General features: G+C 37.7%; 14 protein-coding genes. 12 read left to right on the forward strand and 2 right to left on the reverse strand.

Going from position 1 to position 18,008, the window contains the following annotated elements; translation table 11 throughout:
* Positions 1 to 15 precede the first annotated feature (15 nt).
* Entirely contained in the window at positions 16 to 171 is a 156-nt protein-coding gene (locus C4E06_RS27735; protein ID WP_198648437.1) for a hypothetical protein, read from the reverse strand.
* Positions 172 to 423: 252 nt separating this feature from the next.
* Here C4E06_RS27735 and polA point away from each other — a divergent pair, with 252 nt between their 5' ends.
* The 11 genes from polA to C4E06_RS08685 all read left to right on the forward strand — a co-directional run bounded on the left by polA (position 424) and on the right by C4E06_RS08685 (position 14,480).
* Positions 424 to 3,336 carry a DNA polymerase I gene (polA, locus tag C4E06_RS08630; RefSeq protein ID WP_107667701.1) on the forward strand — a complete coding sequence of 971 codons (2,913 nt, stop codon included), beginning with the start codon at positions 424 to 426 and terminating at the stop codon, positions 3,334 to 3,336.
* 160 nt (positions 3,337 to 3,496) lie between these two features.
* Positions 3,497 to 4,627, forward strand: a complete 1,131-nt coding sequence (locus C4E06_RS08635; protein WP_107667702.1) for a CO2 hydration protein — start codon at positions 3,497 to 3,499, stop codon at positions 4,625 to 4,627.
* A 169-nt stretch (positions 4,628 to 4,796) separates the two neighbouring features.
* Positions 4,797 to 5,612: a carbonic anhydrase gene (locus tag C4E06_RS08640; protein WP_107667703.1), complete on the forward strand. Its 816-nt coding sequence runs from the start codon at positions 4,797 to 4,799 to the stop codon at positions 5,610 to 5,612.
* Positions 5,613 to 5,670: 58 nt separating this feature from the next.
* Complete coding sequence (locus C4E06_RS08645) at positions 5,671 to 5,985, forward strand: DUF4926 domain-containing protein (RefSeq protein WP_107667704.1); 315 nt, start codon at positions 5,671 to 5,673, stop codon at positions 5,983 to 5,985.
* 351 nt (positions 5,986 to 6,336) lie between these two features.
* Positions 6,337 to 6,732: a DUF3110 domain-containing protein gene (locus C4E06_RS08650; RefSeq protein ID WP_107667705.1), complete on the forward strand. Its 396-nt coding sequence runs from the start codon at positions 6,337 to 6,339 to the stop codon at positions 6,730 to 6,732.
* A 5-nt stretch (positions 6,733 to 6,737) separates the two neighbouring features.
* Positions 6,738 to 7,655, forward strand: coding sequence for an N-acetylmuramic acid 6-phosphate etherase (murQ, locus tag C4E06_RS08655; RefSeq protein ID WP_107667706.1), 918 nt, complete (start codon positions 6,738 to 6,740; stop codon positions 7,653 to 7,655).
* 53 nt (positions 7,656 to 7,708) lie between these two features.
* Complete coding sequence (locus tag C4E06_RS08660) at positions 7,709 to 9,217, forward strand: site-2 protease family protein (protein ID WP_107667707.1); 1,509 nt, start codon at positions 7,709 to 7,711, stop codon at positions 9,215 to 9,217.
* Between the two features lie 100 nt (positions 9,218 to 9,317).
* On the forward strand, positions 9,318 to 10,367 hold the full coding sequence (locus C4E06_RS08665) for an amino acid ABC transporter substrate-binding protein (RefSeq protein WP_107667708.1): 1,050 nt from the start codon (positions 9,318 to 9,320) through the stop codon (positions 10,365 to 10,367).
* A gap of 285 nt (positions 10,368 to 10,652) precedes the next feature.
* On the forward strand, positions 10,653 to 11,831 hold the full coding sequence (locus C4E06_RS08670; protein ID WP_107667709.1) for an amino acid ABC transporter permease: 1,179 nt from the start codon (positions 10,653 to 10,655) through the stop codon (positions 11,829 to 11,831).
* Positions 11,832 to 12,064: 233 nt separating this feature from the next.
* Positions 12,065 to 13,138, forward strand: a complete 1,074-nt coding sequence (locus C4E06_RS08680; RefSeq protein ID WP_107667716.1) for an AI-2E family transporter — start codon at positions 12,065 to 12,067, stop codon at positions 13,136 to 13,138.
* A gap of 127 nt (positions 13,139 to 13,265) precedes the next feature.
* Positions 13,266 to 14,480 (forward strand): homocysteine biosynthesis protein, encoded by a 1,215-nt coding sequence (locus tag C4E06_RS08685; protein ID WP_107667711.1) that lies wholly within the window; start codon positions 13,266 to 13,268, stop codon positions 14,478 to 14,480.
* A 188-nt stretch (positions 14,481 to 14,668) separates the two neighbouring features.
* Here the strand turns inward: C4E06_RS08685 and C4E06_RS08690 are convergent, their stop codons facing one another.
* Complete coding sequence (locus tag C4E06_RS08690; protein ID WP_107667712.1) at positions 14,669 to 17,035, reverse strand: ATP-dependent helicase; 2,367 nt, start codon at positions 17,033 to 17,035, stop codon at positions 14,669 to 14,671.
* Positions 17,036 to 17,166: 131 nt separating this feature from the next.
* Here C4E06_RS08690 and C4E06_RS08695 point away from each other — a divergent pair.
* A partial coding sequence (locus C4E06_RS08695; protein ID WP_157951130.1) for an ABC transporter substrate-binding protein occupies positions 17,167 to 18,008 on the forward strand: 842 nt, incomplete at its 3' end.

An 18,008-nucleotide genomic window follows, 5' to 3' on the forward strand; every position in this document is an offset into this window, starting at 1 on the left:
CTGATTGTATCCTGTTTAGAGAGTGTCTTTGGAGTGGGAGGAAATTTTTTGTCCCCCAGAGGGATGAAACGGGTTGGTTGTCTCAGGGATGACTACCCACACACCTGTTTGGGGATCGCGATAGGTACGAAAGGGGTTAGGTTGAAGGGGTTGTTGAGAGGTTTTAGCCATAATACTGTCGCCAATAACCGATTTATATTCATTGTAGGTCTAAGAAAGAATACGTAAAGTGACCGAGATATCCTCAATAAGGTGATTGTGATCACACCCCTCCCTCTTCCTTAAGATTACAGGGTGTCAACCGATAAATTCCCAGATTGTTGATAAAGATATGATAAAGCTTCCTCAAAATTCCCTGGACACTGATAACTGGTCACTGTTCACTGTATAATATAGTACATATATATGTAAAAAATTTGACTTATGCCTGATCAGTCTAATTTACCGCTTTTAATGCTTATTGATGGTCATTCTTTAGCGTTTCGGGCCTATTATGCCTTTGCTAAAGCAAGAAAGGGCCCGTTAAGAACATCCACGGGGATTCCTACCAGTGTTTGTTTTGGTTTTCTTAATTCTTTAATTCAGGTCATTAAGTTAGAAAATCCCCAATATATAGCCATTGCTTTTGATAGTAAAGAACCGACGTTTCGTCATGAAGCGGATGTTAATTATAAGGCCGATAGAAAAGAAACCCCAGAGGATTTTATCCCTGATATTCTCAACTTACAAAGGTTATTAGAGGCATTAAATATCACTATTATAACTGCCCCTGGATATGAGGCGGATGATGTATTAGGAACGGTGTCAACAAAGGCCAGTCAAGGGGGTTATCGGGTCAAAATTGTTAGTGGCGATCGCGATTTATTTCAGTTGGTTAATGATGAGAATAATCTCAGTGTTTTATATTTAGAAAGAAATGCAGTCAAAAGTTCATCAGGAGAAGGTTATACGGAGTTTAATGTTGATGCAGTAACGGAAAAAATGGGCATTAAACCGACACAAGTGATAGATTATAAGGCGTTATGTGGGGATAAGTCCGATAATATTCCTGGCGTTAGGGGGATTGGTGAAAAAACGGCGGTTAAGTTGTTAAGTGAATATGGAACCTTAGAAGCAATTTATAACAACATTGAAGCCATTAAAGGGGCAAATCAGAAGAAATTAAAAGAAGGAGAAAAAGAGGCTAAACATTCTCAATATTTAGCAGAAATTGTTACCGATGCCCCTCTGGAGTTTCAGATAGAAAGTTGTGAACTGAAAGGGTTTAATTTTGATGCAGTAAAACCTATTTTAGAAGAGTTAGAACTGAAAAAGTTTATTAAAGAGATTAATCAATTACAAGAACACTTTGGCGGTAATATTAGGTTAGAAGAACATGAAAAAATTAATAAAAATGAAACTCATCAACTGTCTATATTTGATGATATCTCAGAAAAAGTTAAATCGGTTAACAGTGTTAAGGAAGAGGAAAAAGAATCTTTAATTCAACCTCAAATTATTACAGAAATTGAACAATTACATAAGTTAGTTGAGAAACTTTCAACCTTTACTAAGGCTAATATTCCTGTTGCTTGGGACACAGAAACAACTGATTTAAACCCTAGAGAAGCTGAGTTAGTGGGGATAGGTTGTTGTTGGGGAAATAAACCCACAGATATTGCTTATATTCCCGTTGGACATAAACAGGGAAACCAACTTAAAAAAGAGCAAGTTTTAGACAGTTTACGGACTATTTTAGAAAGTAATCACTATCCTAAAGTTTTTCAGAATACTAAATTTGATCGTCTTATTTTTAAACATCAGGGAATTAACCTAGATGGTGTGGTTTTTGATACCATGTTAGCGAGTTATGTTTTACACCCTGAGAAGAGTCATAAATTAAGTGAGTTATGTGAACAATATTTAGAGGGTATTACTAGCCAAAATTATGACGAGTTAGGCATTAGTAAAAAACAGACGATCGCTGATTTAGAAATTGACAAAGTTGCCGAATATTGTGGCCTGGATGCTTACGGAACCTTCTTGTTAGTTGAACCATTAAAAAATGAATTGAAGGAGGTTCCTACCTTAGAAAAACTATTATTAGAAGTCGAACAACCCCTAGAAGCTGTATTATCGATTATGGAAGATATAGGAATTTTAATTAATACCGAATATTTAGGAAAATTATCTAAGGAACTTGAACAAGAGTTATCAAGTTTAGAAGAAAAAACTTATGACGCAGCAGGGGAAACCTTTAATCTAGGATCACCGAAACAATTAGGAGAAATATTGTTTGAGAAATTAGAACTCAATCGTAAAAAATCAAGGAAAACAAAAACAGGTTATTCAACGGATCATGCTACCCTAGAAAAATTAAAAGGAGATCATCCGATTATTGATTATATTTTAGAATACCGTACTTTATCGAAACTAAAATCCACTTATATTGATGCGTTACCGGAATTAGTTGATAAAAAAGATAAGCGAATACACACCAATTTTAATCAGTCTGTAACCGCCACAGGGAGACTATCGTCTTCTAATCCTAATTTACAAAATATTCCCATTAGAACCGAATTTTCCCGTCAAATCAGACAAGCATTTATACCCCAACAAGATTGGTTATTAGTTTCTGCTGATTATTCTCAAATTGAACTAAGAATTTTAGCCCATTTAAGTCAAGAACCTGTTTTATTAAACGCTTATAAAAATGCTGAAGATGTTCACACTGTCACAGCAAAACTATTGTTTGAAAAAGAAGAAATTACATCTCAAGAAAGAAATTTAGGTAAAACCATTAACTTTGGTGTTATTTATGGAATGGGGTCCCAACGGTTTGCGAGAGAAGCAGGAGTCTCTGCAGCAGAAGGAAAAGAATTCATCAATAAATATCGTCAACGCTATGCAAAAGTATTTGAGTATTTAGAGAGTATGAAAAAAGAAGCGATCGCCAATGGATATGTGACCACAATTTTAGGAAGACGGCGTTATTTTAACTTTTATAATGATAATTTATATCATTTTCGAGGTCATGAGCCAAAAACAATTAATCTCAATCAATTAAATATAAACTATAATGATTCTCAGTTATTAAGGGCTGCCGCTAATGCACCCATACAGGGATCAAGTGCTGATATTATTAAAATTGCTATGGTTAAAATCCAAGAAATATTAAACAATTATCAAGCTAATTTATTACTACAAGTTCACGATGAATTAGTGTTTGAAATCCCACCGAAAGAATGGGAAGAATTAGAAAATAAAATCAAAGAAACAATGGAAAATGCTGTTAAATTAACTGTTCCCTTAGTGGTAGAAATTAATGCCGGTAAAAATTGGATGGAAGCGAAATAATGAAGAATTTAGAATTTAGAATTTAGAATTATCATTCCGAGAAAAGGAGGAATCTTATTAAAGTTTTAATCATAATAGGTAGCGGTATATTTACTAAAATCAATAATTATGAAATAATAGAACCAATAAACATCCCGAAAGAATAAGAGATAAATAAAACATGGTTAATACAACAATACAGCCCTCTCGACACCCTCTTGCAGACTATATTCATCGCTTAGAAAATGGACAAGCATTATTAAAAGACTCACCCCAAAATGTCATAGAAGTAGTGGGTATTCTTAAAAGTTATGGTATTATTTTAGATCAATATTCTCGTAACTTAATTTATATTTCTGAGCATCAATTTTTAATTTTATTTCCCTTCTTTAAATACTTCAATGGAGACTTTTCTATTGATAAATTACTCCGTCATTGGAACCATAACCGAACTAATTTTGAATATGCAGAATATTGTATGAAAGCAATGCTTTGGCATGGGGGTGGTGGGTTAGATAATTATTTAGATACCCCTGAATTTAGGGATAATGTAGAGAAGGTTATTCAAGCTAAATTTAAAAATAACTTTTTTATGTTAACCCTACATAAAATCTTCCCAGAATTTTTGCCCGAACACATGAGAATGATGTCTTATTATAGCGGTTTAGGACAATTTTGGCGAGTGATGGCTGATATATTTTTAGACCTTTCTGATCGCTACGATAACGGTGAAATTAAATCAATTTCTGATGTCGTTCAACACATATTAGATGGGTTAGTTAAAGATGCTGCAAAACCGATTACTTATCAAGTAAAAATAAAAGGAGAAGTTTATGAAGTCGTTCCCAAAGCAGCAGGATTAACCTTTTTAATGGATACGGCCGTGCCTTATGTAGAAGCGATCTTTTTTAGAGGAACCCCCTTTCCTGGTACCATTTCTTATAATGCTCAATCTTATCAAATACCTTCAGAACAAGCCATTTTTACTTATGGGGCGTTGTATGCTGATCCCTTGCCTGTGGGGGGTGCTGGCATTCCACCCACCTTATTAATGCAGGATATGAGTCATCATTTACCTGACTATCTTCATGATCTTTATCGTCAAACTTTTCGCCAAGAAGATGACTTATTGGTACAAATTTGTCAGACGTTTCAAAAGTCCATGTTTTGTGTAACAACTGCTGCCATTCAAGGGTTAGCCCCCCATCCTTTAGACACAACCAATAGTGAAGAACAAAAGGAAAATAGAGCTTATTTAGAAGGGTGGATGGATCGATTTAAAACCTCACAAATTCTCATTGTTAATGAATAATAAAGTAGGGGGAGCAATGTCCACCTTTGAAAAGTTATGAATTTGTGTAATAAAAGCTTATGAATTAGTTACAGAAATTAAATAAAACCCTCTATACAAAATAACCAATTTAGGGGATAATCAAGCACAGATGAAAGTTTAAACTAAGTAGAAATAGCTATTTTTCCCCATGAAAAAATTAATTGAAGGACTACAAAAATTCCAGACGGGTTATTTTAGTTCTCACCGCGAACTATTTGAAGAATTATCTCACGGACAACACCCTCGTATTCTTTTTATCACTTGTTCGGACTCTCGTGTTGATCCTAATTTAATCACACAAGCAGAAGTTGGGGAAATTTTTGTTATTCGCAATGCAGGCAATATTATTCCACCTTTTGGGGCAGCCAATGGAGGGGAAGGGGCAGCCATAGAATACGCTATTTCTGCTTTAGATATTGAACAAGTGATTGTTTGTGGCCATTCCCATTGTGGGGCCATGAAAGGGCTATTAAAATTGAATAGTTTACAAGAAAAAATGCCCTTGGTTTATGATTGGTTAAAACACGCAGAAGCTACACGCAGACTGGTTAACGATAATTATAGTAATTTAGAAGGGGAAGAACTCTTAGAAGTTACCGTTGCTGAAAATGTCTTAACCCAACTGGAAAACTTACAAACCTATCCCGTTATTCGTTCTCGTTTGCATCAAAGAAGATTAACCTTACATGGTTGGATTTATCGCATTGAAGTCGGCGAAGTTCTAGAATATGATCGATCTTCCCATGATTTCATTGCCCCTCAAAGTTCCATTGGAGAAAGCGAACCGGAATATAATTTCCATCCCACCTGTCATATTCCGGTGACTGCATCCTTGAAAGTTCCGAAAGCGACTAAAGCAAAGGTCAGCAGTAACGGCAAAAATGGCAATAAGGGAGCTTCTTTACCAGGATATGAACAGTTTAGCCCAGAACAGGCACAACGGATTTATCGGGGTTCTCATTAATAGTTTAGGGGTCAACGACCGTTGACCTCTACAGGGTCTTATTAAGGAAGAAAAGATCATGATAAAACCCGAACTTTTTGATATCGTTGAACTATTAATCAATTTGCCTGAAGCTCAACAAGTTATTGGCAATCAAGGAACCATTGTCGAGTGCTTTGATGATGGAAAATATGAGGTTGAATTTAGTAATGAAGAGGGAGAAACCATTGCTTTATCTACCCTTTCAGAGAAAGAGTTTATCGTTGTTTGGCAAGCAAAAACCAAAACTTGGTTATCGGTTTCAGAACGATTAAATGCTGTTATTAATAACTTATCGGAAAACAAACAGCAAGAACTCTTAAACTTTGCTCGCTTTCTTCACCAAGTTTCATAGAAATACTTAGAAGTCACAGATAAGCAAAAAAAGAATGTCTTTTATACTCTCGATTAATAATCTATAATACTGTTCTTCTGTGACGTTAAGAGCGATCGTATTAGGGAGTTTGAGGGATAAAAGTTCAAAAGAAGTTGAAGCAGACATTCTCAACCACTTTCTAACGTTTAACTCTATCCTACCTTGTTAAATTTAATTCTCCTCACCACCACACCCCACACCCCACACCCTATCATCCCTTTAATCTTGGTGAAAAAAGCGCAAATCAGATATTCTAAGTAACAATGATCTGAATGTATCGGTGAATTCATCAGCCATGCTGTCACGCCAAAATGAGGAGAAAGCGCAGTTATGAGTAAAATTTATGTCCTACTCTTTAACGCCCGCACCGAAAATGAAGGCATTCATACCGTGCAAATGGGCGATCGCAATAAAATCTTGATGTTTGAGTCAGAAGACGATGCCACCCGTTACGCCTTACTACTCGAAGCGCAAGACTTCCCCACCCCTACCGTAGAACCCTTTGACTCGGACGAAATTGAAGAATTTTGTCGTCAAGCGGACTATGATTGGGAATTGATCGGAGAAGGGGAGTTAGCTATTCCCCCAGAACAAAACGTTGAAGATATCATCTGGGGAGAAGAAGAAGAAGAACCGCCAACACCCACCGAAACCGAACCCACTTCCTCGGAAATGTCCTCAGAAGAATTAGAGCAAATTCGTCGTAAATTAGAAGGCTTACTATAACCCTTATGGAAAATATACAACAACGGGGTCATCTATTAACCGAACAGATTAACCCCAATAGTCAAAATTTAGATCAACTCAGTACCGTTGAATTAGTTGATCTGTTTAACGCTGAAGATGCCCAAACCCTCAAAGCCATCGCTCAAGCAAGGGGTGAACTCGCCCAAGCCATCGATATCACTAGCGAAGCGTTAGGGAAAGGAGGTCGTTTATTTTACGTTGGAGCCGGCACAAGTGGGCGTTTAGGGGTGTTAGATGCTGCGGAATGTCCCCCCACCTTCTGCACCCATCCGGACATGGTACAGGGCATTATTGCCGGGGGAGCGGCTGCCTTGATCAGGAGTTCGGAAAATTTAGAAGATCGTCCCCAAGATGGAGCAGATGCGATCGCCTCGCGAAAAATCACAGAAAAGGATGTGGTGGTGGGTATTAGCGCAGGGGGAACCACCCCTTATGTTCACGGGGCCTTAAACGCAGCTAAACAACGGGGTGCAACAACGATCGCCATGGCTTGCGTTCCGGCTGAACAAGTTCCGATGATTGTTGATATTGATATTCGCCTCTTAACCGGTCCCGAAGTCTTAGCCGGTTCGACTCGTCTCAAAGCAGGAACCGTGACGAAAATGGCCTTAAATATCCTCTCGACGGGGGTAATGGTCAAACTGGGTAAAGTTTACGGCAACCGCATGATCGATGTCTCGGTTACCAATACCAAGCTTTATGACCGTGCTTTGCGGATTTTAGAAGAATTAACAGAATTAAGCCGTCAAGAGGCCGATCAGTTACTCGATCGCAGTGGTAAACGAGTTAAACTAGCTTTACTAATGCACTGGGCAGGGGTTGATGCGGAAACGGGACAATTATTACTAGATAATCATCAAGGAAACCTACGATCAGCCCTCGAAACTAGCAAAAATCCGTAGGGGTTCAATATTATTGAACCCCTACCATCGTCGACATTATTGTTAATAAAACTATGTTAAATACACCCGAAACCACAACCATTTTAGTAATTATTCTAGTCGCATTAGGCTTATTAGCTTGGGGTTATAATCGAGCAAAAGGCTATGGAAAATTAGGCATATTAGCCTGGTTACAATCGGTGAGTTTGATGGCTCCTTGGTTGATATTTTTTGGTTTATTTGCTTTAGGCATTTATCTTAATATCGTCGGCATTCTTTTTTTAATCGTGACTTCGGCTATCCTCTATATTTACCTAGGAAAACGGCTGAGAGCAGAGGGACAAGATGTTATGTTGCGAGAAAAAGCAGCCCAACGAATTCAAGAAGAAGAAGCGAAAAAAACTGACCAAAATAATGATAATTCGTCGACGGATACCGATCCGAAAAATGTCGGGGATATCATTCCTATTCCTGATGAAGATTTACAACTAATTAAAGGAATTTTTGGCATTGATACTTTCTTCGCTACGGAAACGATTTCTTATCAAGAAGGGGCTATTTTTAGAGGGAATTTACGAGGAGAACCGGATGAAGCTTATCAAAAATTATCGGAAAAACTGACAGCTAATTTTGGAGAAAAATATCGTCTCTTTTTAGTGGAAGGAACGGAAGGAAAACCCGTGGTTATTATTCTGCCGAGTACGGACGATCCTCAACCGACTACCCTATTACAAAAAAATCTAGCTTTAGTGCTTTTTGTTGCCACAGTCGTCACCACATTAGAAGCGGCCAGTATTTTATTAGGGTTTGATTTATTTAATAATTGGAACCGTTATCAAGAGGCGGTACCCATTAGTTTAGCTCTTTGGGGGGTCTTGCTTTCCCATGAAATCGGACACCGAATTGTAGCAAAACGATATGATATCAACATGAGTCTGCCATTTTTCTTACCCACTTGGCAAATTGGTTCCTTTGGGGCAATTACTCGATTTGAATCTTTAATTCCTAGTCGTAATGCTTTGTTTGATGTCGCTTTAGCCGGTCCTGTTTGTGGGGGAATTCTTTCGTTTATTCTGTTAATTGTTGGCTTAACTTTATCCCATGAAGGTAGTCTATTTCAAGTGCCAACTCAATTTTTTCAAGGCTCAATTTTAGTGGGAAGTTTAGCCAAAGTTATTATCGGAGAACAGTTACAAAAGTCCATTGTTGATGTTCATCCTTTGACCGTTGTGGGTTGGTTAGGATTAGTAATTACAGCTTTAAATTTAATGCCAGCCGGACAATTAGATGGTGGTAGAATTATTCAAGCTATTTATGGGAGAAAAACTGCCAGAAGAACCACTATTATTACTTTAGTTATCTTGGGCATTGTTACCATTTTTAGTCCGGCGAATCCCATTCCTTTATACTGGGCAGTGATCATTGTATTCCTACAAAGAGATTTAGAAAGACCCAGTCTTAATGAGTTGACTGAACCGGATGATACTCGTGCCGGATGGGGTTTATTAGCGTTGTTTTTAATGTTAGCAACCTTGATTCCTTTAAGCCCAGGGTTAGCAGGAAGATTAGGGATAGGAGGATAATGAAGAATGAAGAATGAAGAATGAAGAATTGATAATTTAATGGTTTGTAGTCTAAACTAAACAAAAGTCCTTATTCATTTGCAATTTTGACGAAATATCTATGTTGAAGAAACCTTATTTAATTTTAATAACACTGTTATTAACTATGCCATTAACCGCTTGTGGAGGGGGTAGTGACACCTCAGATCCCACCACAGCAAGTACCAGTCGTCTCGATACCGTCAAACAACGGGGAACCCTGATCTGTGGGGTTAATGGAGAAGTCCCAGGGTTTAGTTTTGTAGACGAAAATGGTCAATATTCAGGGTTAGATGTAGATATTTGTCGGGCGATCGCTGCTGCTTTGTTTGATGATCCTGATCAGGTAGAATACCGCAAACTCAGCGCCCAAGAACGCTTTCCGGCGGTACAATCAGGGGAAGTTGATGTTCTCAATCGTAACACCACCTGGACCATTAGCCGAGATACCACTAACGGCATGGAATTCGCCCCAACGGTGTTTTATGATGGTCAAGGGATTATGGTGACAACCGCTAGTGGTGTGGCAACTATAGAAGGATTAGCTGGTAAATCTATCTGTGTCTTAGCTGGAACCACCACAGAGCAAAATTTAGCGGATCAAATGCGAAAAAGAGGCATAGAAGACTATAACCCTGTGACTTTTGAAGACGTGGACGCGCTCTATGCAGCCTATCAAGAGGGACGTTGCGAAGGGGTAACGGCCGATCGCTCTCAATTAGTGGCCCGTCGTTCTATTTTACCCAATCGTAATGACCACGCTATCTTAAATGTGGTCTTATCAAAAGAACCCCTTGGTCCGGCGGTAAAAAATAATGATTCTGCTTGGTTTGATGCGGTTAAATGGATTACGTTTTCTTTAATTCAAGCTGAAGAATTGGGCATTAATTCTGAAAATATAGAAACCTTTGAAAATAGCGAAGATCCCAATGTGAGACGCTTTTTAGGATTAGATGATAAGTTAGGGGAAGGAATGGGATTACCTAATGATTTTGCTGCTCGTGTGGTTAAGCATGTGGGTAATTATGGAGAGGTTTATGAGCGAAATATTGGTGAACCTTTGGGATTAGATCGCGGTCAGAATAACCTATGGACTGAAGGGGGTTTATTATATTCTCCACCCTTTAGATAGAATAAATTAATGACATGATTGCAGGCTTTTAGGCTAATATTTGAAAAGTCTAAGATGTATTAGTATAGGGTGAATTAGACGGCTACCATTTAGGTTATTACACAGCTACAATAATCCGTTTTAACCCACCATTTTAAAAAAAGTTGTTTGTTACTTGTTAACGTTAAAACTGTTATCTAATAAACCATTGCCACCCCCTCTAACTCCCCCTTTTGTGAGGGGGAGAACCCTTACCGATTCCCGATTTCCTCTCTAAACTAGCTAATTTTGTCGAAGATACAAAATATGACTAATCTAAATGAAGAAAAAATACCTTTTTGGCGTGATTCACGAATTATTAAGGTTATCATACAACTTTTAATTATCAGTGTTATTGTCTTACTTTTAATTATATTTGCTAATAATCTGATTAATAATTTTAGACAATTAGGCTTAACTTTTGGTTTCGGTTTTATTTTTGATCCTGACTTGAATTCCCGTTTTAATTTAGGGGATAGTCCGATTCCTTATCAACCCACTGATCCCTATTATAGAGCAATTTTAGTGGGGTTATTAAACTCATTAAGGGTGATGATTACAGGAATTATTTTAGCGTTTTTCTTAGGGGTTATTGTTGGACTAGGAAGATTATCCGATAACTGGTTAGTGCAGAAAATGGCTACCATTTATGTCGAAATCATACGCAATACTCCTTTATTATTACAGCTATTTTTCTGGTATTTTGCTGTTTTTCTCAAGTTTCCTAAAATTGATAATCCTTTAATTGTTTTTAATACTATTTTTCTGTCTAATCAAGGAGTCTATATTCCCTTTCCTTTGGGCAATTTACAAACTTTATTAGCTGTTTTAGCTTTAGTTTTAGGAGGAATTATAGCTTTTTTACTTTGGCGTAAACAAACTCAAGTAATTATTCAACAAGGAACAACTGGCAAGGTTTATGAGCTTGGTTTAATTACGATTTTAATTCTATCAATTTTCATTATTTTCTTGGGGTTAGATTGGGAATTTCCTAACTATGACGCTCAAATACAACGGATTCAAAATGGCTTGAATCTTTCCCCTGAATTTGCTACTTTATTAACAGGATTAACCATTTATACAGCAGCTTTTATTGCTGAGGTAGTTAGGTCGGGTATTCAATCGGTTTCTAAAGGACAATGGGAAGCGGCCAAAGCGTTAGGATTAAACACAGGTTTAGCCATGCGTTTAGTGATTTTTCCCCAAGCATTACGGGTGATGATTCCCCCTTTAACCAGCGAATTTTTAAACTTAGCTAAAAATTCTAGTTTAGCGGTTGCTATTGGATATAATGATATTTATGCTGTCTCTAATACCATTTCTAATCAAACGGGAAAATCCATTGAAATGTTATTAATCGTGATGGCAACTTATTTAATTTTTAATCTCATTATTTCCTCAGGAATGAATCGATTAAACCATTTAGTACAAATTAAAGAAAAATAATAGGAGTGACACAGATTACCATGAATGAAAAAATTAGTTTTTTGATAAAAATCATTATTGGTTCTTTTCTTATTTCTCTAGGGATTAAATATTTAGCCCCTTACCTGTCTATTCCTTCTAATAATATTAACGCAATCATTATAGTTATGATACTACCGTTAATGATCACTCTATTTTTAACTAAAAAATTATGGGATAACCTTTCTAATTCTTAAGAGGGGGCTAAAATGGGGATGAACTTTTCTCAATGGGTGGGTTTTATTGTTATAGCGGTTTGTGTTTATATTCTCTGGCAGATTAAACAATTATTATTGTTATTATTTACTGCGGTTATTATTGCCAATTTTCTCAATCATGGGGTGCAATTTTTTCAAAAGTTTAGAATAAAACGAGGCTATGCTGTTTTATTATCTATCCTCTTATTAGTGGCAATAATAACTGGATTTTTTTGGTTGATTGTTCCCCCATTTGCTCAACAACTTCCACAATTATTTAAGTTAGTTCCCCAAGGAATTGAGCAGTTAATTATAACTATTAGAGACTTTATTTCTCGTCTTGATCCAGAGTTAATTGATGCGTTACCCAATAGTCAAAAGATCATCGAACAATTACAACCTATTTTACAAAGAATAGCCGGACAAGGATTATCGGTATTTTATACAACATTAGGCATTCCTTTAACCTTATTACTCTTATTAGCTTTAACCTTAATGTTATTAGCCAATCCGGGGGCTTACCGTCGAGGATTTATTCGGTTATTTCCCTCATTTTATCGACAAAAAATCGATCATGTCTTAACCGAATGCGATCGCTCATTACAAGGAGGATTAACCATCATTTTATTTCAAATGGTGATGATCTCCCTGCTCAGTTTTATCGGCCTATCTTTGTTAAAAATGCCCTTAACTTTAGCCCAATCAATGTTAACAGGAATTTTAACCTTTATCCCCAATATTGGCCCGGTTTTAAGCTTCATTCCCCCCATTGCCATCGCCCTATTAGAAAGTCCCTGGAAATCCGTTGCCGTCTTCATTCTCTATGTGATTTTTTACATTATCATTAGAATGACAGAATATAAATTACTAGCCCCATTAGTCACAGAAAATAGAAAATCATTATTACCTGCATTCACCCTACTATCTCAAGTGTTTTTTGGCGGTTTATTTGGGGTGTTAGGGTTCTTTTTAGCCTTACCCCTAGCCTTAGTGAGTCAAGTATGGTTACATGAAGTATTAGTCAAAGATATTTTAGATCGATGGCAACATAAATCCTCTGAAAAGGAACCCACACAAGAAACTGAACATTAAACTCAACATTATTAATACCAAACCGCTTTGAAAAATAGATTAACCTAATATATCTGTTGCCTCTTGCCTCTTGCCTCTTGCCTATCTTCATTAGTAGTCTATAATAACTGGATTTAATATAATAACCATGCGAACCCTAGCAGAAATTAACGAAAAAATTCTAGATAAAAAAGCCGTCGTTTGGACCGTAGAAGAACTAAAAAAACGGGTTCTAGAAATAGGAGTTGACCAAGCATTTAAAACCGTTGACGTGATCTGTACCGGAACCTTTGAACCCATGGAGTCATCCGGGGCTATTTTTAATTTAGGTCATACGGACCCCCCGATCAAAATTCGTCAATGCTGGTTAGATGGGGTTCCTGCTTACGCCGGGTTTGGGGCCGTGGATCTCTATATCGGGGCCACTGCTATGGTGGATTATAAAGCGATCGGTGAGATGAATGACAACGATAACCGTCCCGGAAATGTTAATGTAGAACGGGGTGGGGGCCATGTCATCGAAGATTTGATCGCAGGAAAACCCGTCAGTCTCAAAGCCATTGGTCAAGTGACTGACTGTTATCCTCGGGCCTCCTTTGAAACCAATATCACCCGCAAAACCATCAATCAATTTTATTTATATAACCCCCGTAACCTCTATCAAAACTTTATTGTCGGGGTCAATAGTAGCGATCGCTTTTTATATACTTATCTTGGTCCCCTACAACCGACGTTAGGGAATGCTGTCTATTCTAACCCAGGGGCGATCGCTCCTTTATTCAATGATCCTGACTTAGAATTAATTGGTATTGGTAGTCGCATTTTCTTGGGGGGTGGTGTGGGTTATGTTGCTTGGGAAGGGACCCAACATTTCCCGTTGCAGAAACGCTTATCGAACCGGACCCCTATCGGACCAGCAGCTACCTTAGCATTAATAGGGGATGCTAAAACCATGTCCCCTCAATGGGTGAGAGGCTGTTATTTGAATCATTATGGACCTTCTTTAATGTTGGGGGTAGGTATTCCCTTTCCAGTCTTGGATCGCAAGGTGATCGAACATTGTGCGGTTGGGGATAAGGATGTAGTGGCGCCAGTGATTGATTTTTCTATCCCCCGTCGGGTTCGTCCGACGTTTGGTTTAGTGAGTTATGCTCAATTAAAAACGGGTCGCATGACCATAGAAGGGCAAAGTGTTCGGGTTGCACCTTTAGCGAGTATTGCTTTGTCTCGGAAAGTCGCAGAGGAGTTGAAAAGTTGGATAGAAAAAGGAGAGTTTACCTTAACTGATCCGGTTGCACCTTTACCCAAAGATCGGGCGTTTATGGCCCAAGATTTATGGGGATCTCAGATGACTTTAGAATAACAGTGAACAGTGAACAGTGAACAGTTATCAGTGACCAGTCATCAGTTATTAATTATTTTGATAGATAGTCGTTTCCAATAACTTAGATACAGGAATGTGAGCATCTTGCTCACTTCCTACAAAAATAGCAAGCAAGATGCTTGCACTACACTACACGCAATCTAATTTACTATTCCCTGTTCCCTCAATTAAAATAAATATTCCATCACAGAATTAGGAAATTGATTCATTAAAATAGGCAAAATAGGACAAGGGGTTTTTGCTTGTAAGTTACTGTTTCCATCGGGTTTAAAAATACTCCAACGAAAGGGCCCTTGTTTAGCCGCAGACATCCATAAAAGACGTTTTGGCCGCGTCATGGCAACATATAATAAGCGATATTCTTCTGCTTTTTTAAGCTGTTGTGCTTCTTCCCAGGCAATTTCTGGGTTAGGAATAATCAACGGATCATTTGGGTTAATATAGTTATGGTGAACAGCAGCACGAATCTGGGCGCGAGACACTTCTGCTAAAGTAAAGTTACCTAAAAATTGTGCCGAAGTGGGAACCCAAGGACTACCGGGTAAAACGTCTTCATGAAGGAAAGGAAGAAACACATAATCCCAGTCTAATCCTTTTGATTTGTGCATGGTAATAATGGTCACTTGTTTGGCTCTAGTATAACGTTCTTCGCTGTCTTCTTCTATGGGTTCAAACTGTTCTGAATTAATGATTTCTCTGAGAACGTTTAAAACATTTTTTAGGGAATATTTACTGATTAATTCTTGACTAATTCTATCTGATAGTTTTTGTACGGTTGCGAGTTCTGCGCCGGTATATTTTAAGGTCATTCCTAAGAAGGGAATGAGTTGATAATCAGGTAATTCTAGTTTTGCTTGTAGCAGATTACAACAATAACGTCGCGCTTCTAAGACTGGTTTTTTTTGTTCAGAAATAAGAGGACTGGGATAAAGAAAATTTTCGGGATAGGTAGCTAACGCATTAAGGTCTTGGGACGGAATTAAATTGCGTTTTTCTAATATTTCTAAGGCATTTTTTAAATAGTCGGGAGAATGGGGTCGGTCTATAAATTGTAATAGGGTTAAAATTTCATAAGGAATCTGGGAAAATCGTTCGGACTCTCCCACTTCATAGACCCTAATTTTATGTTTTTTAGGTAAGTCTTTGAGGTGTTCTGCTAAAAAACGACCTTGACGATTTTCTCTGACTAAAATAGCTGCATTATGGTCAGGATTTTTGCTTAATAATTCAATAATTCTTTGACGAATTAAGTCAACAGTATGATAAATATCGTCAGGACGATACAGTTCTAATCCTTCCCCAATGGGTTCGGGGTTAGCATCAGGTTGGGGATCATTTTTGCTAACGGTTTCAATGGTTTGTAAGCGAAAGGGAATGACTTCTTTTTTGTCTTCTTTATGATCAGCAATTAATTGTTTTTCTTGTTGTTTTTGAGCTTCATATTTCCATTGCTGATTAACCCATTGTAAAACAAAGTTAGCTGCTTCTATAATTATCTTACTACTGCGTCCGGCTTGGGTCATTTCTGCTAGTTTATTATCTGCTTTGCACGTCTCACAAAACCAATTAAAATAAACCGGATCAGCCGGGGTAAACGTAGAATTAATCGCTTGATTGGGATCACCGACACGAATTAAATTACAGTCGGTTTCATTGGTGGCTAAAGCAGAAATGAGTTGCTCTTGTAAGGGACTAGAATCTTGTGCCTCGTCTTCAAATACGGCAAAGATTTGTTGTTGCCAAACTTGTCTAATTTTTACGTTTTCTAAGACATTTAATGCCCCTAAAATCATGTCATCGTAATCAATAAACTCCAGCGATCGCATGACGGTTTGATACTGTTCATATAACCCTGCACCGACAGCTAAAATGTCATAATGTTCCTGAGAATAATGACTTAATTCCCAGACTTTTTCTGGAGTTAATCCTGAACTTTTGGCCTCTCGTATAATGGTATGGGCAAGCTTCGGTAAAACTTCTGTTCTTAATACGGATTGACGGCGTAATCTTTCCGTTTCTTCTCCATCAAATTCGGACCCTTCTAATAATAGTTGATAACGGCGAGGATTGCGACTAATCCACTTTTCAACCGAACTACGAATTACCCGATGACTAGGGGTAGGAATAATCACCGTTGATGTGTCTAAATTAAGTTGGGATAACTCAGGGTTACGAGTAGCAATATTGAGGGCTAAACCGTGTAATGTTTGCACCATAAACCCCGTTTGAGGTATCTTTAATTCTTTGAGACGTTCTTTAATTTTGGCTTTAATTCCAGCAGCAGCCGAGCGAGTATAAGTAACAATAATTAACTGGTTTCTCGGGTGAAGTTGATAACGAGCGATGAGCATAGCTGCAGCGACAGCAAGACTATGGGATTTACCAGCACCTGGCACCGCAGAAATAGCCATTTTTCCCCCGTCCCAACTCCCTAATTGTTGTTGTCCAGGGCGCAAACTATCTCGGAGTTGGTCTAATTTTATAGAGAGGGTTGCAAGAGTAGCATTTGATGTTAAATTAAGGTTATTTTCCAAGGGTAAATCTAGTTAATTAAAGCAACAATTCATATTTTATATTATACTAAATAAAAGACATAAATTCTTAGGTACGGGCTTAATATTATTAAGCCCCTACTGACTTATGATACTGACTTCTTTAATATTCTATGACTCAAAAAAACGAAACTCCTATTTTGATTCTATCCTTAATTATCACCGCTGCCATTTTAGGCGGAGGGTATTGGTATTTTACCCAAAGACAAAACAGTAATATAACCAGTAATAATGGTGGTAACCCAGGGCAAATTATTAATAATCAATCGAGTATAAGTACAGGGGGTGAGTTGTTAATTACTTCTGAGAGTACCCCACAAAAAAAAGCAGGAATTGCTGCCTTTGAAAACGGCAATTATTCAGAAGCGATCGCCCAATTTAAAACCTCCTTACAACTACAAGCTAATGATCCCGAAACCCTCATCTATTTAAACAATGCTAAAGCAGCAACAAGTAACCCTTTAAAAATTGCTGCAGTGGTTCCCATTGGTGGTAATTTAAACATTGCCAAAGAGATGTTAAGAGGGGTGGCACAAGTCCAAGAAAAAGTAAATGAAGCAGGTGGAATTAACGGACAATTACTACAAGTTGCCATTGTTAATGATAATAATAATCCCGAAATTGCGGAAAATGTGGCTCAACAATTAGTCCAAGATCAAAGTATTTTAGCAGTGGTTGGACATAATTCCAGTGATGCCACCTTAGCTGCTGGTCCTGTGTATGAAAATGGCGGGTTAGTGATGATTTCACCCACCAGTGATGCTAAGAAAATATCCACATTAGGGGACTATATTTTTCGCACGGTTCCGAGTATTCGTTTTCAAGCTGATCAACTGTCTCGTTATCTGATTAATACGGCCAATAAAGCCAATGTTGCTATCTGTTTCGACTCCAGTGCAGAATATAGTATGTCCTTAAAAGAAGAATTCACTTCCGCTATTTTTGCCGATGGTGG

This window comes from Cyanothece sp. BG0011 (assembly GCF_003013815.1).
Taxonomy (GTDB): domain Bacteria; phylum Cyanobacteriota; class Cyanobacteriia; order Cyanobacteriales; family Microcystaceae; genus Crocosphaera.

Coding starts and splice junctions, on each gene's coding strand:
- C4E06_RS27735 (WP_198648437.1), bottom strand. CDS start 171: ATGGCTAAAACCTCTCAACAACCCCTTCAACCTAACCCCTTTCGTACC.
- polA (WP_107667701.1), top strand. CDS start 424: ATGCCTGATCAGTCTAATTTACCGCTTTTAATGCTTATTGATGGTCAT.
- C4E06_RS08635 (WP_107667702.1), top strand. CDS start 3,497: ATGGTTAATACAACAATACAGCCCTCTCGACACCCTCTTGCAGACTAT.
- C4E06_RS08640 (WP_107667703.1), top strand. CDS start 4,797: ATGAAAAAATTAATTGAAGGACTACAAAAATTCCAGACGGGTTATTTT.
- C4E06_RS08645 (WP_107667704.1), top strand. CDS start 5,671: ATGATAAAACCCGAACTTTTTGATATCGTTGAACTATTAATCAATTTG.
- C4E06_RS08650 (WP_107667705.1), top strand. CDS start 6,337: ATGAGTAAAATTTATGTCCTACTCTTTAACGCCCGCACCGAAAATGAA.
- murQ (WP_107667706.1), top strand. CDS start 6,738: ATGGAAAATATACAACAACGGGGTCATCTATTAACCGAACAGATTAAC.
- C4E06_RS08660 (WP_107667707.1), top strand. CDS start 7,709: ATGTTAAATACACCCGAAACCACAACCATTTTAGTAATTATTCTAGTC.
- C4E06_RS08665 (WP_107667708.1), top strand. CDS start 9,318: ATGTTGAAGAAACCTTATTTAATTTTAATAACACTGTTATTAACTATG.
- C4E06_RS08670 (WP_107667709.1), top strand. CDS start 10,653: ATGACTAATCTAAATGAAGAAAAAATACCTTTTTGGCGTGATTCACGA.
- C4E06_RS08680 (WP_107667716.1), top strand. CDS start 12,065: ATGAACTTTTCTCAATGGGTGGGTTTTATTGTTATAGCGGTTTGTGTT.
- C4E06_RS08685 (WP_107667711.1), top strand. CDS start 13,266: ATGCGAACCCTAGCAGAAATTAACGAAAAAATTCTAGATAAAAAAGCC.